Origin of the sequence: Herminiimonas sp. KBW02, from assembly GCF_003852535.1 — a bacterium.
Taxonomy (GTDB): Bacteria; Pseudomonadota; Gammaproteobacteria; order Burkholderiales; family Burkholderiaceae_D; genus Oxalicibacterium.
Map to the genome: position 1 here is coordinate 312211 of NZ_QAJP01000005.1, position 21878 is coordinate 334088.

The following is a 21878-nucleotide window of genomic DNA, read 5'->3' on the forward strand; positions in this document are numbered from 1 at the left end:
GACTTAACGTGAGCGATAGCGATTGACATCGTTGGGTGATACCGCGCTGGCCTGGTTGCCCCAGGCGTTGCGGATGTAGGTCACGACAGAAGCGACTTCTTCATCCGTCATGGAGTGGCCGTATGGCGGCATGCCATAAGGACGTGGATTGCCTGCAGTGCTTGGCGCATAGCCACCATGCAAGACCATGCGGATGGCATTGGTCGCAATCGGTGTGGTGATGGCGCGACTGCCTGCCAGTGCCGGATAGATGGACGGCACACCTTTGCCGGATTCCTGATGGCAACTGGCGCACTGGTTTTCATACAGCTTGGCGCCGGCCTTGACCATGTTCTTTTTCGTTTCATCCGGCATGCTGTCAGCTGTCACTACTGGCGCCGCGATTTGCTGTGGCAGTGATTTCAGATAGACCGCCATCGCCTTGATGTCTTCATCCTTCGCATATTGCAGGCTGCCGAATACGACTTCCGCCATCGGTCCGCTGACGGAACGACTTGGTGCGACGCCGGTTTTCAGCAGTGCTGCCAGATGTTCGGTTTCCCATTTTCCGAGACTGGTCTGGGCGTCGCTATTCAACGGTGGGGCGTACCAGTTCAGCACCGGAATCATGCCGCCGCCGAGTTCTGCTTTCAGGTCGGTACCACCGAGTCCATCGCGCGGTGTATGACAGGCACTGCAATGGCCCAGGCCTTGCGTCAGGTAAGCACCACGATTCCATTCCACCGATTGCCTGTCGTCATTCGTATACTGACCGGGACGGAAGTAGAGCGCACGCCATACATAGAGTGCAAGGCGATTGTCGTAAGGGGAGCGTAGCTCAGGTGCGCGATTCGGCTGGCTGACGGCGGGCAGGGTTTGCAGGTAAGCGAAGATGGCATCCGAATCCGCACGTGTGACCCTGGTGTAGTTGGTGTACGGGAAGGCCGGATAGAGCAGGCTGCCATCTTTCGATTTGCCGTTGTGCATCGCTTGCCAGAAATCGTCGCTGTTCCATTTACCCAGACCGGTTTCAGCATCCGGCGTCAGGTTGGATGTATAGATATTGCCAAACGGTGTCGGTACCGCACGGCCACCGGCATACGACTCGCCGCCGCGTGCAGTGTGGCAGCTCATGCAATTGCCGACGCGCGCCAGGTAGGCGCCTTGTACCAGTTGCAGGGCCGGATCAGCCGGCGGTACTGACGGCTGGTCGAGGTCAGGGTTGCGATTAGCGAGGAACAGCCAGACGACGAAGACCGTGAAGATGCCGAGCAGCAGAGCGAAAAAGCGCAATAGATAGGATCGTTTCATGAGTCTGCTTCCCTACGGTGCGAGTTTGCCGCATTCCAGCGGGAGCCTAGCCGTAATGGCGGGAGCTGGTGAGGCATCGGCCGGGACGCGCTGTTCGGACAACCATGCAGCGGCGGCGCTGATGTCTTCGGCGCTCATTTTTTTGACGATGTCGGCCATGCAGTCCGGCTTGGCGGCGTGGCGCGTGCCGATTTTCCATGCGCCTATCTGGCCCAGCAGGTAATCGCGTGGCAAACCGATCAGGCCGGGGATGGCGGGTGCAGTGCCTGTCATCTTCGCGCTGTGGCAGGCGACGCAGGCCGGTATGCCTTTGGCCTTGTCACCGTCATGCACCAGGCGGCGACCGCGTTCCAGTTCGGCCGGATTCGATTGCGAGGCTTGCGGTTCAGGGTAGGGCGGGTGCTGATTGGAGAAATATTGTGCGATTTCACGCAGATAGGCATCCGACATGTTTTCCAGCATGGCGGTCATGACCGGGTAAGTACGTTTGCCGTCGCGGAAATTGATGAGCTGGTTATATAGATAGCCCGCCGGTTTGCCCGCGATGCGCGGATAGTAGCCATCGCTGCCGGCGCGGCCTTCCTTGCCGTGGCACACCACACAGGCCGCCACGCGTTGCGCGATGGTGTCGGGGATTTTACCAGTGTCGGGAGCCACGTCAGCTGCAGCAATTGCAGTACCGGCGGCAAGTACGAGGCTGGCGCTTGCGAGCAGGCGTATCAAGGCTGAGCATTTACTACGCATGGTGTGCGATGCACTCATTGTTATAGGTCTCTAGTCTTAGGCCGAGGGACTGATGATGCGTGCTTAACCCTCTGCAGCTTGTCGGATTTTCTACATGATACTGCAAGGGTAAGGGTGCAAGCCTGCTTTGCCTAGCATCAGTAGCTGCGCAAAAAACCATAGCAGTTTGCGTACAAGTGCCTGATAACCATTTTGTGATGATTAAAAAGGCATCGTTGCGCAGGCTCAGACCATCTTTTGTACCAATGCGCCGAGCGTCGCGAGCGCAGTCTCGCTGCGCTGATTCCATGCATGTCCATAGTTCAGGCGTATGCAATTGCTGAAGCCGTGATGGGCAGAAAAGATAGGCCCCGGCGCAATGCTGATGCCCTGTGCCAGTGCCAGGCGGTGCAGTTCCAGCGCGTTCACCGTCGCTGGCAATTCCAGCCACAGGAAATAACCACCTTTCGGCCGGGTCGCCTGCGTACCCGGCGGGAAGTAGCGGGCGATTGCTTCCATGAATAGCGTTTGCTGGACTGACAAGGTGTGGCGTAGCTGGCGCAGGTGTTTGTCGTAGCCGCCTTTTTCCAGATAGGCGGCGAGTGCAGCCTGTGCCGGGGCGGATGCTGCGAGTGTCGTGGTCAGCTTGTGGCGTGCCACGGCGCGGGTAAAACGACCGGGTGCCGCCCAGCCGACGCGATAGCCCGGGGCCAGGCATTTGGAAAAAGACGAGCAATGCATGACCAGACCTTTGCTGTCGTAGGCCTTGGCTGGCATTGGTCGTTTATCATCGAAATACAGTTCGCCATAGACATCATCTTCGATCAGTGGAATGTCGTGTTGCGCCAGCAGCGCGACCAGATCGCGTTTTTTTTCATCCGGCATCAGGCTGCCGAGCGGATTCTGGAAGGTAGTCATCAGCCAGCATGCTTTGGGCTGGTGCCGCTCGATGGCGCGTGCCAGTGCTGCCAGGTCCATACCTTCACGCGGATGGGTAGGTACTTCTATTGCGTGCAGGCCGTTACGTTCCAGCGCCTGCAATGCGGCGTAAAAGGTTGGTGACTCGACCAGCACCGCGTCGCCGGGGCGCGTCACGGCACTCAGACACAGGTTAAGCGCATCCAGCGCGCCGTTGGTGATGACGATTTCATCGGTGTGGATATGTAAGCCGTCGGCCAGGTAGCGTAGCGCGATCTGGCGGCGCAATTGCGGATTGCCGGGAGTCAGGTCATCGACCGCGCTCCACGGATCGAGTTGCTGCACGCTGGAGGCCATTGCCCGCGCCAGCCTGGCCATAGGGAATAGCAAAGGACTGGGGAAAGCCGAGCCGAACGGCACCAGCTCGCGCATCCTGGCGGATTCCAGCACTTCAAACACGCGTTCACTGATGTCGACAGGTGATGATGCTTCATCCGGTTGCGAGGCCTGTTCCGGTTCCGGTGGTAGTTTTTGCGCGGCACCGGCGACGTAGTAGCCGGAACGTTCACGTGCCCGTATCAGGCCGCGTGCTTCCAGCAGGTAGTAAGCCTGGAATACAGTGGACGGGCTGACTGCGCGGCTGGTGCTGGCCTGGCGTACCGATGGCAGACGATCACCTATACGCAAGACGCCATCCTGTATGGATTGCGCGAGTTCGGCGGCGAGCGTTTCATACAATTTCATCTAGAACTCATTTCACAAATATCCGCGAGTGCGAACGCGGCTATTTGGGAGGTAGTGCAAGGCGTGTCGCGCCGCCAAGGGTGGTCCCCTTGGCAAGCGGCGCAACGCAGCAATACGCCCAAATAGCCCGTTCCCTTCGGGTTCTTAGCAAAAGCGGCGCTGGCCGCGTTGCGCTCCTTGCGCATAGGCCACTATGCGACGCGTCGCACGCCTTGCCAGCACCGCTTTTGGTAAGAACGCATCTCACGGATATTTATGAAATGAGTTCTAATGCTCTGCGTGCGGGGAAAGTGGGTGAAATCGGGGAAATTTCTATCGCGCAAGCCATGATAAAACATAATTCACGCTTGCCGACGCCTGCTGGACTACAATGTCGCCTGAAGTAAGCCAAGACAACCGCTGGCTGTCATTTCGGTGATGGCGGGAGGAAGGTCCGGACTCCATAGAGCAGGGTGACGGTTAACGGCCGTCCGCCGTGAGGCGAGGAATAGGGCCACAGAGACGAGTCTTTGGGACCGGGAGGCGCTAGCGCTCCCCGCGTCACAAAGGGTGAAACGCGGTAACCTCCACTCGGAGCAATTCCAAATAGGCACGCGTTGACGTTGCTCGCGGAGCGTGCGGGTAGGAAGCTTGAGCCGTGGAGTAATTCACGGCCTAGAGGAATGGTTGTCATAACGCATGGGCTTGCTCATGCGTCGTAACAGAATCCGGCCTATCGGCTTGCTTCAACTTCTATGCAAAACGGTGCGATGAAAATCGCACCGTTTTTTTTGCGCCATCGGTATTGCCATGCAGCCAGATAAGTTGCTGCAGGCATATATGCAGAAAATACACATGCAAGTAGTTGAATCTATCCGTGTCGGGACACCGTATATCACTACGCAATCCTGCACACTCCGGAAGGAAACGATCATGCGCAAACTTTCTTATGCCTTGCTGCTATCTGCTTCACTCGCTTCAGTTACCTTCGCTTATGCTGCCGATGCCGTGATGGTCGGTGGACAAAGCATGCTGCCCAGTAAGGACATCGTTGATAACGCAGTTAATTCGGCCGATCACACCACCCTGGTCGCTGCTGTGAAAGCAGCAGGCCTGGTGGATACCCTGAAAGGGAAAGGTCCGTTCACTGTATTCGCCCCAACCAATGCTGCATTCGGCAAATTGCCGGCCGGTACGGTAGAGAATCTGGTTAAGCCCGAAAGCAAGGCAACGCTGACAAAAATTCTGACTTACCACGTAGTACCCGGCAAATATGACTTTGCCGCACTCGAAAAAGCTATCAAGAAAAACAAAGGCAGCGCACAACTGGCAACCGCCAATGGTGCAAAACTGACCTTTGTCATGAATGGCAAACACAATATCAATGTGAAGGATGACAGCGGTAATACGGCCAGCATCAGTACCTATGATGTGTATCAGTCTAACGGTGTCATCAATGTGATCGATACGGTCCTGCTGCCGAAATAAATAAATCCTGATGCGATGCCTGAGGGTGTTGCTTGGCGCGCGATCGTTACCGATTGCGCGCTTTTTTATTTGCAGCATGGCGTGCTGTGCAAGTGAACGAGCGATGCGTATAGAGTAAGCTTCTGCCGCAAGAATTTGCCTTGACGGTTTACATATAGGAGTTTGTCTTGAATCTGCACATTACCCTCGCCCCGCTGCTCGCCCTGATCGCCGGTATCCTGATTTTGCTGATGCCGCGTTTGCTGAATTTCATCGTTGCCTTGTATCTGATCGTGATCGGTCTCATCGGCTTGTTCGGCACAGGCCACTTCTTCCGCTGAAACGACGCGCGCATGCGCGTTTGAGGTGTGCTGTAACACTACCGTCTCTTTGCGTATAAGCGTTGCATAACGCATCTATAAGATAGATCTACTAAAAAGGCAGAAAAAAGAGTGTTAAAAGGCGGGATTAGGTACGAAGAAAAATTTAACTGAACTTGTTGGATTTTAATGATGAGGCAGATCATGGAATACTTTGAGTTTTTGGGGCTTTATTACGGTGAAGAAAAGCTCAAGCTCTTGCTTGATGAACTTGCGATCGATAAAGCTCCTGTATTGTCTCGCGGAGATTTTGACACCTATTTGCTGAAAAAGGCTGCTGGGATAGAGCTGACTTTTTCGGATTCTGTTTCACTAAAATTTTCAGAGCGAGCGTATCCGGATAAATCGTTAGTTTTGGTGAACGTTCGGTACTACGGGGAAAAAATACAAGGATTTTCTATTTTTCAAGGCGACCTGCCATATGGCATAGCGTTCGGGCGAAAAAAGGCCGATCTTCTTTTATTATTGGGTGAACCAGAATGGAAGAACCCTGAACAAAGTCGTCTGCGCTGGATACGCGGCAACCATCGCGTTCACCTTACTTTTGATGACAATGACAAAGTCATCATCGTATCGGTTGGATTGCCATTTTAGTTATTTGAAATTAAATCGACATCTGCTCATCCCAGCTGAGTTTGGCGGAACTAACCTTCCATTTTTCAGCGTCGATATTGATAAGTTCACGTAATAACGCACAGCGCTTCCATGCCCATGCTCGCTCAGAGTGATGCGACAAGGAGTACTCATCACGACCAGCACTCCCGTTCGACACCGTATACTTCCTGCGTTGAGGTTGCATGGGCATGCGCGTGTCAGACATGCTATAAAGCTATTACCTGTCCGCGTATACAAGGCGACTCATGGCACACACTTTCCTAACTTTTATCGCTTGCTGCTGCATGGCGTCGGCCGTGCATGCAGATGAAATCTATCGCTGGGTAGATGAAAAAGGGCGTATCCAGTTTTCGGATCAGGTACCTGAGCGCTACCGGAATGCGGCGACCCGGGTCGATACCAATCCGTCTGAATTGACTGATGCGCAGCGCCAGGAAGCGGCTGCGCGTGTCGCGCGGGAAAAGGCGATGGTCGAACGTGCGAGTGAGGAAAGGGCCGTGCCGTTACAACCTGCGGCCGGTGCGGTCATGGGTGCCGGTAGCAGCCTGACGCAGAAAAAGCTCGATTGCGAACGCATGCAGCGTGAGTATCGTGAAAGCCAGGAATGTTTTGCTCCCTTCATCATACGGGGGCGTGATGGTCGTCCGCGTCGGCGCGGCGCTGCAGTACGGGAGGAGGCTTTCCTCTACTGCAAACCGGTCCCTGATCCGTCGCAGCAATGTGGGGCACCGCCACAGTACATCGGGCAGTAAACCCGGGTACTCAATTCCGCTCTTCAGAGCGGCGGCGAATTGTTAAATTGCCGGCAAATACGGTGCCAAATAAGCAATGGAATTGGCTTGTTTTTGCGCCGCATCATATTTTTTTGATATCAAATGCTGCTGCTCGCAGCGAAATTTCCGATATCTGCCAAGAAATCGGCATTAAGCCGATTTTTCCGCGATCTTGACGACAAGACGCATCAAAATCCTACAGAAATTTCCCCATCTTGCACTGCATTTTCCTGGATAAACACATGTGTTTATCTGAAGTGCCACTTTCACTATCAATCATAAGTACTTAATTCTTAGAGGTATTTCATTTACATGTTGCGTCAACGTAATGCGCTAAGTCCTTGACTTCATTGAAAAAATTCTTGTTTTTACCCCTGAATATCGCTTGACCGGTAATGGTGCATCCTCTAAAGTGGGCGACAGTGTGAAAAAGTGTTTATTTGTGGGTATTTGAAACGTAAAAAATAAACGCGGAATCCACCCGATTCAGCATGTAAAACGTACAAAAAAAGGATTTCAGGGTGTTTCAAGGCGCGTCCTCTCTCAATCTCGATGCCAAAGGCCGGATGACTATTCCGTCGCGGCATCGTGACGCACTGCTTTTGCAGTGCGAGGGTCGCGTCACCCTGACCAAACATCCGCACGGCTGCCTGCTGTTCTTCCCGCGCCCGGTATGGGAAACCCATCGCGAGCAAATCGCTGCATGGCCTATGTCTGCGCGCGCGTGGCAACGTATTTTCCTCGGTAATGCTTCCGACGTAGAGATGGATGGCGCTGGTCGCATCCTGATCGCGCCTGAATTGCGTTCGGCTGTAGGCATGACGCGTGACGTGATGTTGCTCGGTATGGGTAGCCATTTCGAGATTTGGGATGCAGCGAAACTGGCGGAAAGCGAAGCGGCGGCCGTAGCCAACGGCATGCCGGATGTACTCAACGATTTTTCTTTCTGACGCCGTGATGAATGCAGATGCGGTGCAGCAATACCAGCACCGTACGGTGTTGTTGGATGAGGCGGTCGATGCGCTGGCGCTGAGTGGTGATCGCGTCAACGGCGTATACGTCGATGGTACCTTCGGACGCGGCGGGCATAGCCGCAAGATTTTGCAGCAACTTGGTAGTGGTGGTCGTTTGCTGGCCTTTGATAAGGATACGCAGGCGATAGCCAATGCAGCGACGATTAATGACCAGCGTTTTGAGATTGCGCACGACAGTTTTGCAACCTTGAGTGAAGCTTTGGCTGTACGCGGTATCAAGCAGGTGGATGGGGTATTGCTGGACCTGGGGATTTCGTCACCGCAAGTTGACGATGCGACGCGAGGTTTCAGTTTTCGCGCAGACGGGCCGCTCGATATGCGCATGGATACAACGCGCGGCATGTCGGCAGCGGAATGGCTGGCGACGGAAACTGAACAAAAAATCGAGAAAGTGATACGAGATTATGGGGAAGAACGGTTTGCTTTTCAGATTGCAAAGGCGATTGTTGCTCGCAGGGCAGTCGAGCCAATTTCAAGCACACGACAGCTTGCCGAGATCGTGGCACGCACCGTCAAAACCCGCGAGAAAGGCAAAGACCCGGCCACTCGCACCTTTCAGGCTATCCGGATTTTCATCAATCAGGAGCTTGAAGAACTCGAAGTAGTCTTGGACGAGGCATATCGGTATCTGGCCCCGCATGGGAGATTGGTTGTGATCAGCTTTCATTCTTTGGAAGATCGCATCGTCAAGCAGTTCATGGCCGGCAAAGCGAATGTGCCGCAGCCAGACCGTCGCCTCCCGATTCGTGCTGTCGATTTGCCGCAACCTGAAATGAAGCTGTTGTCCCGCGTAAAACCATCCGCTGCAGAAATCAGTGAAAACCCGCGCGCGCGTTCCGCCGTGATGCGGGTGGCTGAACGTCTGTCATCCGGTACTGGGGGGGCGGCATGAGCGGCCGTATCTGCTTTGTCCTGACCCTGATCCTGGTCGCCTGCGCGTTGTCGGTCGTTAACGCGCATTACCAATTCCGTCGTCTCTTCATCGAACTCGAGCGTGCCCAGGCACAAGCGCGCCAGCTTGATATCGAATGGGCGCAGCTGCAACTCGATCAATCCACACTCGGCAAACACGCGCGTATTGAAGGCAATGCACGCCGTGATTTGCGCATGGTGCCGGTAACGCCGGCCAGCACGCAGTACCTGACGATGGGGGCTAAATGACGCGTAGTACGTCGCGCACTGCCGCTTCCAAGGGCGTGCCATTCTCGTCGAACCCGGTACTGGCAACCAAGTTGCCAGCCTGGCGTTCGCGGGTCGTGCTATTCCTGATTTTTGCTGCTTTCCTGACGCTGGCTGGCCGTGCCTTGTGGTTGCAGGGCATGTCGACCGAGTTCCTGCAAAAGCAGGGTGCTTCGCGTTACGCGCGTACGCTGGAATTGCCAGCCACACGCGGCAAGATTACTGATCGCAACGGCCAGGTACTGGCTTCGTCGATCCCGGTGCGTGCAGTGTGGGCGATTCCGGAAGATGTATTGGAATCGCCGCCAGAAAAGCTGCAAGCGCTGGCCAAGTTGCTGGATATGCCTGAGCGTGAACTGCGCCGCAAGCTGGATTCGGATCGTACCTTCGTCTATCTGAAGCGTCAGGTTGAACTCGATACCGTCGACAAAATCCTCAAGCTCGGTATCGCCGGTATCGATACCCGTAAAGAATACAAGCGCTACTACCCTGAAGGCGAAGTGATGGCGCACATCGTCGGCTTCACCAATGTGGAAGACAAAGGCCAGGAAGGTATGGAGCTGGCGTATCAAAAGACCTTGGTTGGTGTCACTGGCAGTCGTCGCGTCATCAAAGACCGCCTGGGTCGTATCGTCGAAGATATCGAGTCGGTGCGTGAACCGCATGACGGCAAGGACCTCGCCTTGTCGATAGACAGCAAGATTCAGTACATCGCATTTACCGCCCTGAAAGAGGCAGTCGAAGCGAATAAGGCCAAAGCGGGTGGCATCGTTGTGCTCGACGCAAAAACCGGTGAAGTGCTGGCGCTGGCCAATTTGCCGACCTACAACCCGAACAACCGTTCGGTGCTGACTGGCGCGCAACTGCGCAATCGCGTGATTACCGATACCTTCGAGCCTGGTTCTACCATGAAGCCGTTTTCGGTCGGACTCGGACTGGAAACCAAGCGTGTCACACCTAACACCATGATCCAGACCGCGCCGGGCAAGATGACTATCGGTACGGCAACCATCGGCGATGCCCATGCCTCCGGTCTGTTGACAGTGTCGCAGGTGATACAGAAATCCTCGAATATCGGCACTGCAAAAATTGCACTGCAAATGGAACCACATGAAATGTGGGACATGTTCACCAGCATAGGTCTCGGTCAGCAACCGAAGATCAATTTCCCTGGTGCGGTAGCCGGACGGGTCAGGCCATATAAATCCTGGCGTCCGATTGAACAGGCAACCATGAGTTATGGACACGGTATATCCGTGTCTTTGTTGCAATTGGTGCATGCATATACAGTCTTCGCACGTGACGGTGATTTGATCCCGATTACCTTCCAGCGCACGACCGACCAGCCTATCGGCGAACGTATTTTTAGCCCGACAACGGCGCGTCAGATGCGCGGCATGCTGGAGATGGCGGCGGGTCCTGCTGGTTCGGCACCACGTGCACAAGTGCCGGGTTATCGCGTCGCTGGTAAAACCGGCACCGCTTACAAAATTGAAAAAGGCCAATACGTGAGGAAATATGTTTCTTCCTTCGTCGGCTTTGCACCGGTATCTGATCCGCGCATCATTATTGCCGTGATGATAGATGAGCCGGGCGCAGGTAAACACTACGGTGGTCAGGTTGCGGCACCGGTCTTCGCGACCGTGACGGCAAATGCCTTGCGTTCGATGAACGTCGCGCCGGATTCCAGCGTGACCAACATCATCATCCCGGCCGGGTCGGAACAGGAGAATATGTAATGTCTATCCTGACCACGACCGCACTCGCAAACATCCTCGACTGGCTGGCTGCCAACGCGCCTAAGGCCGAGCTCGCGTCGGATTCGCGTCGCATTGCTCAAGGTGATGCATTCTTTGCCTACCCTGGTGACGAAGCCGATGGTCGCAACTACATCGCCAACGCGATAGAGCGCGGCGCACAGGCAGTAATCTATGAAGCAGCCGGTTGCACCTGGGATGCGGAGTGGGACGTGCCGCACCTGGCTGTGGAGAATCTGAAAGCGCATGCAGGCGAAATCGCCGCGGCGTATTACGCATACCCTGATCGCTCGATGTTTACGGTCGCAATCACTGGTACCAACGGCAAGACCTCGTGTGCGCAATGGCTGGGCAGTGCCCTGTCGCGTCTGGGGCAGCCGACCGCAGTAATCGGTACGCTGGGCGTCGGTATTTTCACCAATGGCGGATCCGGTGAGTTCGACGTCACTGGTTACACCACGCCGGATGCAGTCTTGCTGCAACGTTCTTTGGTGAATGTACGTAATCTCGGCGCAAGCGCACTGGCGATAGAAGCATCGTCTATCGGTTTGCATCAGGGGCGCTTGTCCGGCATGCATTTCGATATGGCGCTGTTCACCAACTTCACGCGCGATCACCTGGATTACCACGGTGATATGGCGGCGTATGAAGAAGCCAAGGCGATGCTGTTTGACTGGCCGGGACTGCAACATGCTGTCATCAATCTGGATGATGCGATGGGTCTGCGCCTGGTGCAGCGCTTGCAAGGCAAGCAGGCAGATACCGCGATTACCGGTTACACCCTGTCCGATCAAAAGATCGATGGTATTGCAATGCTGCGTGCGACGGATATTCGCAGCAGCCAAAGCGGTACTGCCTTCCATCTCGAATCAGCGGCGGGCAGCACACAAGTCAAAACGCAACTGGTGGGCCAGTTCAATGTCAGCAATGTGCTGGGCATTATCGGCATCCTGTTGGCGAAAGGTATCAGCTTGCATGATGCGGTCAGCGCAATCGAAGCGTTGACTGCCGTACCTGGTCGCATGCAGCAACTCGGTGGCGCTGAAGCCCCGCTGGTCGTGATTGATTACGCACATACACCGGACGCGCTGGAAAAAACACTGGCTACCTTGCGCAACGTTGCGAATGACCGTGGCGGTGAATTGTGGTGTGTATTTGGTTGTGGCGGTGATCGTGATCCGGGCAAACGTCCGCAAATGGGCAAGGTCGCGATGGCGGCTGACCATATCGTGGTGACGACAGACAATCCGCGCAATGAAGAGCCGACCGCCATTATTAACGATATCGTGGCCGGCATTACTGCGGCAAAAAATGCGCCACAAATCATAGAAGATCGCGCCAGCGCGATTCTGTGGGCCGGACGTCATGCAGCACGGCAAGACGTCATCTTGCTGGCTGGCAAAGGGCATGAAGCGTATCAGGAAGTGAAGGGCCGCAAATTGCCTTTCCTCGACGCTGACCATGCAGCACTGGCTTTGTCGACACGTGTCATGCAGGGAGCGAGCTGATGAACTCTACATTAGCCATCCTTCAGGCCGCACTGCCGGGCGCACGCATAACGGCTGACGCAGCCTTTGACGGCGTCTCGACCGACAGCCGCACCGTAGGTGCAGGCAATCTGTTCGTCGCCTTGCGTGGTGAGCGCTTTGACGCGCACGACTTCCTGCCGCAAGTAGCGGCGCACAAGGTCGCCGCTGTCGTCGCAGAAACAGTGCCGGCAGGCATGACAGTACCTGCGTTGATCGTGCCGGACACCCGTGTTGCCCTGGGGCAGATTGCGCATTACTGGCGTCAGCAATACGCTATACCTGTGATCGGTGTGACCGGCAGCAATGGCAAAACCACGGTCAAGGAAATGATCGCTGCGATCCTGGAAGCAGCATGCGGCGTCGATAACTATCTGGCGACACGCGGCAACTTCAATAACGATATCGGCGTGCCTTTGACGCTGATGCGTTTGCACAAGGCTTGCAAGGCTGCAGTCATTGAGTTGGGTATGAATCATCCGGGTGAAATCGCCGTGCTGTCTGCAATTGCGGCCCCGACTGTGGGTCTGGTGAATAACGCGCAGCGCGAACATCAGGAATTCATGGCAAGCGTGGAAGCAGTCGCCAAGGAAAACGGCGCAGTGCTGGCCAGTTTGCCTGCTGACGGTGTCGCAGTGTTTCCGGCCGATGATGAATTCACGCCCTTGTGGCGCACGCTGGCAGCACAGCGCAAGGTGCTGACTTTTGGTTTTTCGGATGATGCAGATGTACGTTGCAGCTATAGCGCGAATGTATTCGGTAGCGATATGGAAGTGACGGCAGGCCGTCAGCAATTTTCATTGGCGCTGGCTGCTGCTGGTGTACATAACGTACGTAATGCGCTGGCGGCGATAGCGTGCACGCTGGCGATCGGCATTTCGACCGATGCCATCGTGCGTGGTTTGCAGGCGTTTGCGCCTGTCAGTGGTCGCTTGCAGCGCAAACATGCAGCGAATGGCGCATTGGTGATAGACGACACCTATAACGCCAATCCGGATTCGGTACGGGCGGCAATCGATGTGCTGGCGCAGATGTCGGCGCCGCGCATCCTGGTGCTGGGCGATATGGGCGAAGTCGGCAATGACGGTCAGCAGTATCACGAAGAAATTGGTGCGTATGCGCGTACCAAAGGTATAGAGCATGTGCTCGCACTGGGCGATATGACGCGTTACATCGTCAGCGCCTTCGGTGACGGCGCACATCACTACGATAGCGTAGAAGAATTAAACAATGCATTGGCCGGAATCTTTACGGCGGATGCAACGGTGCTGGTTAAAGGATCGCGTTTCATGAAGATGGAACGTGTGGTCCAGCACTTACTCGGTCAACAAACTCAGGAAGCCCATTAATATGCTGCTCTGGCTGGCACAATATTTTCAAGACGAACTAGGGCCACTGCGGGTCTTTAATTTCATTACTTTCCGCGCCGTGTTCGCGACTCTGACTGCGCTCGTAATCGGCCTGGTGACCGGGCCGGCCGTGATACGCATGCTGACCCGCCTGAAGGTTGGACAAGCAGTGCGCACCGACGGTCCACAAACACATCTGGTGAAAAGCGGCACGCCGACCATGGGCGGCGTGTTGATTTTGGTTTCCATCGGCATTTCGACTCTGCTGTGGACTGATCTCAGTAATCGCTTTATCTGGGTGGTGCTGATCGTGACGCTGGGTTTTGGTGCTGTCGGCTGGGTCGATGATTACCGCAAGGTAGTCTACAAAGATCCGAAGGGCATGGCCTCGCGTGAGAAGTACATGTGGCAATCCATCATCGGTTTGTTTGCTGCTATCTACCTGGCGTTCTCGGTCTCCGCACCAAGCAATTCGCAATTCCTCGATTTGTTTGTAGCCTGGGTACAGTCCGGCTTCAGCATGGACTTGCCGCCTAAAGCCGATCTGATCGTTCCTTTCTTTAAAACCATCAGCTATCCGCTGGGCGTCTGGGGCTTCATCGCGTTGACTTACTTCGTCATCGTCGGTACCAGCAATGCAGTCAACCTGACCGACGGCCTGGACGGCCTGGCGATCATGCCGACCGTGATGGTGGGTACTGCGCTGGGTCTGTTTGCTTACCTGACCGGTAGTGCCAACTATTCGAAATACCTGTTTATCCCGCATATTCCGGGTGCCGGCGAATTGATCATTTTCTGCGGTGCGATGGCAGGTGCAGGCCTGGCCTTCCTCTGGTTTAACGCGCATCCGGCACAGGTCTTCATGGGCGACGTCGGAGCACTGGCACTGGGCGGCGCACTCGGCACCATCGCCGTCATCGTACGTCAGGAAGTCGTGCTCTTCATCATGGGCGGCATCTTCGTGGTGGAAACACTGTCCGTCATGTTGCAGGTTGCCTACTTTAAATACACCAAGATGCGCACCGGTATCGGCAAGCGGGTGTTGCTGATGGCGCCTTTGCACCATCACTTTGAACAAAAAGGCTGGAAAGAAACACAAGTCGTGGTGCGCTTCTGGATCATCACGATGATGCTGGTGTTGTTTGGTTTGTCCACTTTGAAATTACGTTAATCAAGATTTTATGAACTACGCAGGTAAACACGTTCTGGTTTTAGGGCTCGGTGAATCCGGGCTGGCGATGGCGCAATGGCTGGTCCGTTGCGGCGCGTCTTTGCGTGTTGCCGATACACGTGAGCAACCGGAGCGCTTGCCGCAGTTGCGCGAGATCGCACCGCAAGCGGAGTTTGTCCCGGGCGCATTTGACGCTGCCTTGCTGGATGGAATTGACTTTGTTGCTGTCAGCCCTGGCTTGATGCCAGCGCGCGAACTGGCCGCGATTATTCCGGCTGCCGCAGAAAAAGAAATCCCGGTCTGGGGCGAAATCGAATTGTTCGCGCAGGCTCTGGCTGCACTGAAAGAAGAAAAAGAGTACGCGCCGAAAGTGATCGCCATCACCGGCACCAATGGCAAAACCACGGTCACCAGCCTGGTCGGTTTGCTATGCCAGCGTGCTGGTTTGACAGTGCAGGTAGCGGGCAATATCAGCCCGGCCGCACTGGATAAATTGCATCAGGTGCTGGCCGACGATCAATTGCCGCAGGTCTGGGTGCTCGAGTTGTCCAGCTTCCAGTTGCATACGACTTACAGCCTGCAAGCTGATGTCGCAACCGTGCTGAACCTGACGCAGGATCACCTCGACTGGCATGGCGACATGGCTGCTTACGCGGATGACAAGGCACGTATCTTCGGTAGCAATACGGTACGTGTGCTGAATCGCGACGACGCGCTGGTCATGCAAATGGCTAGTCCGCTGGCGAAAGTCATCACCTTTGGTGCGGATGAAGCGGAGCAGGCAGATTGCCTGGGCCTGGTCGATGAAAATGGCATGCGCTGGTTGTCGGTTGCGGTAGAGGAAGAAGAGCCGCAAAAGAAACGCCGCAAGAAAGACAATGTCGAGCTGGCCGTATCGACCAATAAGCTGATGCCGGTAGATGCACTCAAAATTCGTGGTCAGCATAACGCGATCAATGCCTTGTCGGCGCTGGCACTGTGCCGCTCTATCGGCCTGCCATTTGCGCAGTTGTTGCACGGCTTGCGCGAGTACCACGGCGAGCCGCATCGCGTTGAACATGTGATGACGATAGGTGGCGTCGATTATTTCGACGACAGCAAAGGTACCAACGTCGGCGCGACGGTGGCGGCATTGAATGGTTTGGGTGCGAGCCAGGACGGCGCTTCCAATCACCTGGTGCTGATTGCTGGTGGCGATGGCAAGGGGCAGGACTTTTCGCCACTGGCGGATCCGGTCGCCAAGTATGCGCGTGCTGTGCTGCTGATCGGCAAGGACGCCGACAACATACGCGCGGCCTTGCAGGCGACCAGCGTTGAGTTGATCAACTGCGCGACTTTGCAGGAAGCAACCAAAAAAGCGGCAGAACTGGCGCAGGCAGGCGATGCAGTATTGCTGTCGCCGGCGTGTGCCAGCCTGGATATGTTTAAAAACTATGCGCACCGGGCGCAGGTTTTTGTCGATGAAGTACGTGAAATCGGTTTGTCGCGCGGCGAGGTCTCTGCATGAAATTCGCCTTCCCATCATTCTCCGGCGCTGCGGCTAAAAAAGCCGTGACCAGTCTCGACCAGCGTTCGAAGATGATGGCTTACGACCAGCCTTTGGTTTGGGTGGTCGTGTTGCTGATGCTGTTTGGCATGGTGATGGTGTACTCGGCCTCGATTTCGTTGCCGGATTCGCCGAAGTATGCGCGTTACGACAATGCGCACTTCCTGACCCGCCAGGCGATGTTTATCAGTGTGTCGCTGGTGGCTGGTTTGCTGGCATTCCGCGTGCGCATCGAAACCTGGCAAAAGCTGGCGCCTTACCTCTTCGTGGCGACGCTGATTTTGCTGGTGCTGGTATTGGTGCCGGGCGTAGGTAAAGGTGTGAATGGTGCGCGTCGCTGGTTGTCGTTCAAAGTCTTCAACCTGCAACCATCGGAGCTGATGAAATTGTTTGTTGTTTTGTACGCAGCGGATTACACCGTGCGCAAGCAACAGTACATGCACAAGCTGACCAAAGGCTTTATGCCGATGACGCTGGCGATCGGTTTTGTTGGTTTGCTCTTGCTGCTGGAGCCGGATCTGGGCGCTTTCGGTGTGATCGTTTGTATCGCGATGGGTATCTTGTTCCTCGGCGGTATCAACGGTATCTGGTTCGGTGGCATAGGCGCGACGCTGGTTGGCATTTTCAGCATGGTGATCATCTTGTCACCGTGGCGACGCGAACGAATATTTGCTTATCTGAATCCGTGGGATGAAGAGAATGCATTGGGCAAGGCGTATCAGTTGTCGCATTCACTGATTGCCTTTGGTCGTGGTGAATTGTTTGGTGTCGGCCTCGGCGGTAGCGTGGAAAAACTGCATTACCTGCCGGAAGCGCATACCGACTTCCTGCTGGCGGTGATCGGTGAAGAACTGGGCTTCGTCGGCGTGCTGGTCGTGGTGGCGCTGTTCTACTGGCTGATTAAGCGTGCATTTGAAATTGGCCGTCAGGCGATTGCGATTGATTTGACCTTTGCCGGTTTGACGGCGAAGGGCATCGGTATCTGGATAGGCGTGCAGGCTTTCATCAATATGGGCGTGAACCTCGGCTTGCTGCCGACCAAGGGTTTGACGCTGCCATTGATGAGCTATGGCGGTTCGGGTGTGCTGATTAACTGTATAGGCCTGGCGATTCTGTTGCGCATCGATTACGAAAATCGCGTCCTGATGCGCGGAGGTCGTATATGAAACGACTCGTGATCATGGCGGCTGGTACCGGCGGACATATTTTCCCGGGACTCGCGATAGCGGAAACGATGAAGGCGCGCGGCTGGCAAGTGAGCTGGCTCGGAACTTCGCACGGGATGGAACGTGATCTGGTGCCTAAAGCGGGCGTCGAGATGGACACCATCGAGTTCAGCGGCCTGCGCGGTAAGGGTTTGCGTCACACGATTACCGGAGCGTTCAAGCTGGTGGCGAGTTTTGCGACTTGCTTCTCCATCCTGAAGCGGCGCAATCCCGGCATCGTGCTCGGCATGGGTGGTTATGTGACGGTGCCTGGCGGCTTCATGGCGAAGCTGCGCGGTGTACCGGTGGTACTGATTAATGCGGATGCTGCGTTGCAGTTGTCGAACAAGACTTTGACCCCGGTGGCGGAACGCGTGTTGTTCGGTTTCCCGGCAGATTTTGGCCCGGCTGCGAGCAAGGCTTTGGTGACCGGTAATCCGGTGCGTCAGGAAATCATTTCGCTCCCGGCACCATCAGAGCGCTATGCACAGCACAGTGGCCCTTTGAAGGTGCTGGTAGTCGGTGGCAGCCTGGGTGCAAAAGCACTGAATGATGCGATGCCTTTGGCGTTGGCGATGTTGCCAGCGGAGCAGCGACCAGTGGTCACGCATCAGTCGGGCAAGAAGAATATCGATGCTTTGCGCGCCAACTATACGCAAGCAGGCGTGGAAGCAGAAGTCCTCGATTTTATCGATGACATGCCACGTCGTTATGCAGAAGCAGATCTGGTGATTTGCCGCGCTGGTGCGATCACGGTATCGGAATTGACTGCTGCAGGTGTGGCCAGTGTGCTGGTGCCGTTGCTGGTATCGACCACGACGCATCAACGCGATAACGCGCAGTGGATGGAAAAACAAAATGCGGCTATCCATCTGCCGCAAACCGAATTAAGCGCGCAGGGTTTGGCAGAACTGCTGCAAAACATGACGCGCGAGAAATGCAAGCAAATGGCCGAGGCAGCGTATGCCCAGGGTCGCCGCGATGCGAATGCCGCTATCGCCGATGTACTTGAAAAGTTAGTGAAGATCACATGAAGCACAAAGTCAAAAATATTCATTTCGTCGGTATCGGCGGCAGCGGCATGAGTGGTATCGCTGAAGTGCTGTTGAATCTCGGCTACACGGTGTCAGGCTCCGACCTCGGCAGTAATGCCGCGACCCGTCGCCTGAGCGAACTGGGTGCCAAAGTGATGCTGGGCCATGCGGCTGAGAATGTAGAAAAAGCGGATGCCATCGTCACTTCGACCGCGGTCAAGGAAGACAATCCGGAAGTCATCGCCGCACGCGAGAAACACATCCCTATCGTGCCGCGCGCTGTGATGCTGGCCGAACTGATGCGTCTGCGCCGCGGTATCGCGATCGCCGGTACCCACGGCAAGACCACCACCACAAGCCTGGTTGCCAGTGTGCTGGCCGAAGGCGGCCTGGACCCTACCTTTGTGATCGGTGGTTTGTTGAATAGCGCGGGTGCCAATGCCAAGCTCGGTACCGGTGAATTCATCGTGGCCGAAGCAGATGAGTCGGATGCGTCCTTCCTGAATCTGTCGCCAGTGATCGAAGTCATCACGAACATCGATGCCGATCATATGGAAACCTATGGCCACGACTTTGAAAAACTGAAACAGGCTTTCATCGAATTCACGCAACGTCTGCCGTTCTATGGCGTCGCAGTGCTGTGCCTGGACGATGCGACGATACGCGAAATCATGCCGCGCATCTCCAAGCTGATCACAACTTATGGCTTCCACGAAGACGCGCAGGTACGCGCCATTGATGCGCAAGCGATAGCTGGCCACATGCATTTCACCGTGCTGCAGCAAGGTTATGCACCGATGAAAGTCAGCCTGAATCAGCCTGGCATGCATAACGTACAGAACGCCTGTGCCGCGATTGCGATTGCACGCGAACTGGGTGTCGCTGATCAGGCAACACAAAAAGCACTGACCGAATTCAATGGTGTGGGTCGTCGCTTCACACGCTATGGAGAAATAAGCATACCGGCTGTCAACGGCAAGTCTGCTGGCTCGTTTGCTCTGGTGGACGATTACGGGCATCACCCGGTGGAAACTGCAGCAACGATAGCCGCGGCACGTGGTGCTTATCCGGGCCGTCGCCTGGTACTGGCATTCCAGCCGCATCGTTATACGCGTACCCGTGATTTGTTCGAGGACTTCGTCAAGGTTTTGTCGACCACCGACATGCTGGTACTGGCTGAAGTGTATGCCGCAGGTGAGCAGCCTATCGTTGCCGCCGACGGCCGCACGCTGGCGCATGCGCTGCGGGTGGCCGGCAAGGTAGACCCGGTGTTCGTGGAAAAAATTGCCGATATGCCGGCGACCATCATGAACATCATCAAGGATGGTGATGTGGTGATCACGATGGGTGCAGGATCGATTAGTGGCGTGCCAGCCAAATTGGCAAAGCCTGAGTGAAGATGACCATGACTACAGAGCAAATGAAAAAGGAATTTGGCAAAGTCGGCGTACTGTTCGGCGGTCGCTCTGCCGAGCGTGAAGTTTCGCTGATGTCGGGCAAAGGCGTGCTGGCGGCTTTGCTGTCCAAAGGCATAGACGCGCATCCGTTTGATCCGGCTGAACGCAGCCTGGCGGAACTGGCAGCTGAAAAATTTGATCGTGTCTTTATCGCCTTGCATGGCCGCTTTGGCGAAGACGGCAGCCTGCAAGGTGCGCTGGAACAACTGGGCATCCCTTACACCGGACCAGGTGTGATGGCGTCGGCGATTGCGATGGATAAAGTCATCACCAAACGCGTGTGTCTGAGCCAGGGTGTGCCTACGCCGAAGTTCACGGCGCTGGAAGTGGAAGCGACGACGCCAGAGCAATTGCAGGCGATTGCAGCCGAATTCGGTATGCCGCTGATGCTGAAGGCACCGCATGAAGGTTCGACCATAGGTATCGCCAAGGTCGAAACCGCGGAAGGGATGCAAGCTGGTTTTGATTTGTGCGCCAAGTACGACGACGTGGTGCTGGTTGAGCAATTCGTCAAAGGACGTGAGCTGACCGTGCCGGTACTGGGTAGTGGTCGCAATGCACGTGCGTTGCCAATAGTGGAAATCAGGGCGCCGCAAGGTAACTACGATTATGAGCACAAGTATTTTAGTGATGACACTGAGTACCTGTGCCCGGCACCGTTTGACGCAGCATTTACCAAGCGTGTGCAGGCGTTGGCGGTCAGCGCGTTCAATGCGGTGGGTTGCACCGGCTGGGCGCGGGTTGATTTCCTGGTGCGTGAATCGGATAACGAACCCTTTCTGCTGGAGATTAATACTTCGCCGGGCATGACCGGTCACTCGCTGGTGCCGATGTCGGCCAAGGTGGCGGGTACTGCTTATGAAGATTTGTGCGTGGAAATCCTGCGCATGGCCAGGCTGGGCCTGAAACCAGTGCAACACAAGTAATCAGAAAACGGGACGATAGATAACGCTATGTGGCAAGACATCAGAACCCTGAACGCAACCGCCAATGCCTTGTTCGGCCTGGTTGCGCTCGCGCTGGTTTCTTGCTGCCTGTGGTGGATAGCGCAACGGCCTTATTTCACCTTGAAGGTGATACGCATAGAAGGTGCGGAGCAGGCGCAGTTGCGACATATCAATCCGTTGACGGTGCGCAGTGCGGTGCTGGCGCGTATCAAAGGAAACTTTTTTACGGCTAACCTGGATACGGTACGTCAGACATTTGAATCAGTGCCTTGGGTGCGCAAGGCAACGGTGCGTCGCGACTGGCCGAACCAGTTGACAGTCACGCTGGAAGAGCACACGCCGCTCGGTACCTGGGGTGAGGATGGACGTTTGCTTTCGACCAAGGGCGATGTGTTCACCGCCAACCTGGCCGAGGCGGAAGAAGATGCAAACCTGCTGGCCTTTAACGGCCCGGTCGGAAGTGAAAAAGAAGTGGTGGCGCGCCTGAATGATTTGAATGAATGGTTCGCTCCGCTGAACTTAAGCACCGAAGCGCTTTCATTGTCGGGCCGCTATGCGTGGACCGTGAAGTTGAGTAATGGCGTGACAGTGGAGTTGGGCAGGGAGAAAAGCAGTACGACTTTGAAGGAACGCGTGGATCGATTGGTGGGGATATATCCGCAATTGCTCGCACGCTTGCAGGACAGAATCGAAAATATTGATATGCGTTATCCGAACGGACTGGCTCTGAAGGCGCAGGGCTTGAAGGTCGGATCGGACAGTAAAAAAAAGTAAGCGGAAAAAC

The 21878-nt window shown here is 55.5% G+C and carries 21 protein-coding genes and 1 other RNA gene; 18 read left to right on the plus strand and 4 right to left on the minus strand.

The features are described 5' to 3' along the window. Positions 1–3 precede the first annotated feature (3 nt). The 3 genes from DBR37_RS10900 to DBR37_RS10910 form a co-directional block, all read right to left on the minus strand. The gene (locus DBR37_RS10900; RefSeq protein ID WP_124574495.1) at positions 4–1290 is read right to left on the minus strand and encodes a cytochrome c; all 1287 of its coding nucleotides are present in this window, start codon (positions 1288–1290) and stop codon (positions 4–6) included. A gap of 12 nt (positions 1291–1302) precedes the next feature. Further along, a complete protein-coding gene (locus DBR37_RS10905) occupies positions 1303–2052 on the minus strand; it encodes a c-type cytochrome (protein WP_233588346.1) in 750 nt (249 codons plus the stop codon). 207 nt (positions 2053–2259) lie between these two features. Beyond that, a complete protein-coding gene (locus DBR37_RS10910) occupies positions 2260–3675 on the minus strand; it encodes a PLP-dependent aminotransferase family protein (protein ID WP_124574496.1) in 1416 nt (471 codons plus the stop codon). A 379-nt stretch (positions 3676–4054) separates the two neighbouring features. Between DBR37_RS10910 and rnpB the strand changes: the two genes are divergently transcribed. From rnpB to DBR37_RS10930, 4 genes are all read left to right on the plus strand, one after another. Next, positions 4055–4406: RNase P RNA component class A (gene rnpB / locus DBR37_RS10915), an RNA gene on the plus strand. Between the two features lie 181 nt (positions 4407–4587). Then, entirely contained in the window at positions 4588–5142 is a 555-nt protein-coding gene (locus DBR37_RS10920; protein ID WP_124574497.1) for a fasciclin domain-containing protein, read from the plus strand. 167 nt (positions 5143–5309) lie between these two features. Next, positions 5310–5462, plus strand: coding sequence for a DUF3096 domain-containing protein (locus tag DBR37_RS10925; protein ID WP_124574498.1), 153 nt, complete (start codon positions 5310–5312; stop codon positions 5460–5462). 183 nt (positions 5463–5645) lie between these two features. Next, positions 5646–6095: a hypothetical protein gene (locus DBR37_RS10930; protein ID WP_124574499.1), complete on the plus strand. Its 450-nt coding sequence runs from the start codon at positions 5646–5648 to the stop codon at positions 6093–6095. Between the two features lie 10 nt (positions 6096–6105). On the opposite strand, the gene DBR37_RS17160 is transcribed toward DBR37_RS10930, so the two are convergent. Beyond that, positions 6106–6273, minus strand: a complete 168-nt coding sequence (locus tag DBR37_RS17160) for a hypothetical protein (RefSeq protein ID WP_158610247.1) — start codon at positions 6271–6273, stop codon at positions 6106–6108. Between the two features lie 88 nt (positions 6274–6361). Between DBR37_RS17160 and DBR37_RS10935 the strand changes: the two genes are divergently transcribed. From DBR37_RS10935 to DBR37_RS11000, 14 genes are all read left to right on the plus strand, one after another. After that, complete coding sequence (locus DBR37_RS10935; protein WP_124574500.1) at positions 6362–6868, plus strand: DUF4124 domain-containing protein; 507 nt, start codon at positions 6362–6364, stop codon at positions 6866–6868. A 542-nt stretch (positions 6869–7410) separates the two neighbouring features. Next, on the plus strand, positions 7411–7839 hold the full coding sequence (gene mraZ, locus DBR37_RS10940) for a division/cell wall cluster transcriptional repressor MraZ (RefSeq protein ID WP_124574501.1): 429 nt from the start codon (positions 7411–7413) through the stop codon (positions 7837–7839). A 7-nt stretch (positions 7840–7846) separates the two neighbouring features. After that, complete coding sequence (gene rsmH, locus DBR37_RS10945) at positions 7847–8815, plus strand: 16S rRNA (cytosine(1402)-N(4))-methyltransferase RsmH (RefSeq protein ID WP_124574653.1); 969 nt, start codon at positions 7847–7849, stop codon at positions 8813–8815. Next, complete coding sequence (ftsL, locus tag DBR37_RS10950) at positions 8812–9084, plus strand: cell division protein FtsL (protein WP_124574502.1); 273 nt, start codon at positions 8812–8814, stop codon at positions 9082–9084. Before rsmH ends, ftsL begins: the two co-directional genes overlap by 4 nt. Then, a complete protein-coding gene (locus tag DBR37_RS10955; protein ID WP_124574503.1) occupies positions 9081–10841 on the plus strand; it encodes a penicillin-binding protein 2 in 1761 nt (586 codons plus the stop codon). Before ftsL ends, DBR37_RS10955 begins: the two co-directional genes overlap by 4 nt. Next, positions 10841–12367, plus strand: a complete 1527-nt coding sequence (locus DBR37_RS10960; protein ID WP_124574504.1) for a UDP-N-acetylmuramoyl-L-alanyl-D-glutamate--2,6-diaminopimelate ligase — start codon at positions 10841–10843, stop codon at positions 12365–12367. The genes DBR37_RS10955 and DBR37_RS10960 overlap by 1 nt, the downstream gene beginning before the upstream one ends. Beyond that, complete coding sequence (gene murF / locus DBR37_RS10965; RefSeq protein WP_124574505.1) at positions 12367–13734, plus strand: UDP-N-acetylmuramoyl-tripeptide--D-alanyl-D-alanine ligase; 1368 nt, start codon at positions 12367–12369, stop codon at positions 13732–13734. The genes DBR37_RS10960 and murF overlap by 1 nt, the downstream gene beginning before the upstream one ends. Before the next feature lies 1 nt (position 13735). Continuing rightward, complete coding sequence (gene mraY / locus DBR37_RS10970; RefSeq protein ID WP_124574506.1) at positions 13736–14905, plus strand: phospho-N-acetylmuramoyl-pentapeptide-transferase; 1170 nt, start codon at positions 13736–13738, stop codon at positions 14903–14905. Between the two features lie 10 nt (positions 14906–14915). Continuing rightward, entirely contained in the window at positions 14916–16412 is a 1497-nt protein-coding gene (gene murD, locus DBR37_RS10975) for a UDP-N-acetylmuramoyl-L-alanine--D-glutamate ligase (protein ID WP_124574507.1), read from the plus strand. After that, positions 16409–17617 carry a putative lipid II flippase FtsW gene (gene ftsW / locus DBR37_RS10980; RefSeq protein ID WP_124574508.1) on the plus strand — a complete coding sequence of 403 codons (1209 nt, stop codon included), beginning with the start codon at positions 16409–16411 and terminating at the stop codon, positions 17615–17617. Before murD ends, ftsW begins: the two co-directional genes overlap by 4 nt. Continuing rightward, positions 17614–18690: an undecaprenyldiphospho-muramoylpentapeptide beta-N-acetylglucosaminyltransferase gene (murG, locus tag DBR37_RS10985; protein ID WP_124574509.1), complete on the plus strand. Its 1077-nt coding sequence runs from the start codon at positions 17614–17616 to the stop codon at positions 18688–18690. The genes ftsW and murG overlap by 4 nt, the downstream gene beginning before the upstream one ends. After that, entirely contained in the window at positions 18687–20087 is a 1401-nt protein-coding gene (gene murC, locus DBR37_RS10990) for a UDP-N-acetylmuramate--L-alanine ligase (protein WP_124574510.1), read from the plus strand. Before murG ends, murC begins: the two co-directional genes overlap by 4 nt. Positions 20088–20095: 8 nt before the next feature. Continuing rightward, entirely contained in the window at positions 20096–21073 is a 978-nt protein-coding gene (locus tag DBR37_RS10995; protein WP_370454248.1) for a D-alanine--D-alanine ligase, read from the plus strand. Positions 21074–21100: 27 nt separating this feature from the next. Further along, complete coding sequence (locus DBR37_RS11000; protein ID WP_124574511.1) at positions 21101–21868, plus strand: cell division protein FtsQ/DivIB; 768 nt, start codon at positions 21101–21103, stop codon at positions 21866–21868. Positions 21869–21878: the final 10 nt, after the last annotated feature.

Excerpts from the sequence above, each read along its gene's own strand:
- DBR37_RS10900 (WP_124574495.1), bottom strand. The coding sequence starts at position 1,290 with ATGAAACGATCCTATCTATTGCGCTTTTTCGCTCTGCTGCTCGGCATC.
- murD (WP_124574507.1), top strand. The coding sequence starts at position 14,916 with ATGAACTACGCAGGTAAACACGTTCTGGTTTTAGGGCTCGGTGAATCC.
- ftsL (WP_124574502.1), top strand. The coding sequence starts at position 8,812 with ATGAGCGGCCGTATCTGCTTTGTCCTGACCCTGATCCTGGTCGCCTGC.
- DBR37_RS10960 (WP_124574504.1), top strand. The coding sequence starts at position 10,841 with ATGTCTATCCTGACCACGACCGCACTCGCAAACATCCTCGACTGGCTG.
- ftsW (WP_124574508.1), top strand. The coding sequence starts at position 16,409 with ATGAAATTCGCCTTCCCATCATTCTCCGGCGCTGCGGCTAAAAAAGCC.
- DBR37_RS10995 (WP_370454248.1), top strand. The coding sequence starts at position 20,096 with ATGACTACAGAGCAAATGAAAAAGGAATTTGGCAAAGTCGGCGTACTG.
- DBR37_RS10955 (WP_124574503.1), top strand. The coding sequence starts at position 9,081 with ATGACGCGTAGTACGTCGCGCACTGCCGCTTCCAAGGGCGTGCCATTC.
- DBR37_RS10920 (WP_124574497.1), top strand. The coding sequence starts at position 4,588 with ATGCGCAAACTTTCTTATGCCTTGCTGCTATCTGCTTCACTCGCTTCA.
- rsmH (WP_124574653.1), top strand. The coding sequence starts at position 7,847 with ATGAATGCAGATGCGGTGCAGCAATACCAGCACCGTACGGTGTTGTTG.
- DBR37_RS10905 (WP_233588346.1), bottom strand. The coding sequence starts at position 2,052 with ATGAGTGCATCGCACACCATGCGTAGTAAATGCTCAGCCTTGATACGC.
- DBR37_RS10930 (WP_124574499.1), top strand. The coding sequence starts at position 5,646 with ATGGAATACTTTGAGTTTTTGGGGCTTTATTACGGTGAAGAAAAGCTC.
- DBR37_RS10910 (WP_124574496.1), bottom strand. The coding sequence starts at position 3,675 with ATGAAATTGTATGAAACGCTCGCCGCCGAACTCGCGCAATCCATACAG.
- mraY (WP_124574506.1), top strand. The coding sequence starts at position 13,736 with ATGCTGCTCTGGCTGGCACAATATTTTCAAGACGAACTAGGGCCACTG.
- DBR37_RS10935 (WP_124574500.1), top strand. The coding sequence starts at position 6,362 with ATGGCACACACTTTCCTAACTTTTATCGCTTGCTGCTGCATGGCGTCG.
- DBR37_RS11000 (WP_124574511.1), top strand. The coding sequence starts at position 21,101 with ATGTGGCAAGACATCAGAACCCTGAACGCAACCGCCAATGCCTTGTTC.
- murG (WP_124574509.1), top strand. The coding sequence starts at position 17,614 with ATGAAACGACTCGTGATCATGGCGGCTGGTACCGGCGGACATATTTTC.
- murF (WP_124574505.1), top strand. The coding sequence starts at position 12,367 with ATGAACTCTACATTAGCCATCCTTCAGGCCGCACTGCCGGGCGCACGC.
- murC (WP_124574510.1), top strand. The coding sequence starts at position 18,687 with ATGAAGCACAAAGTCAAAAATATTCATTTCGTCGGTATCGGCGGCAGC.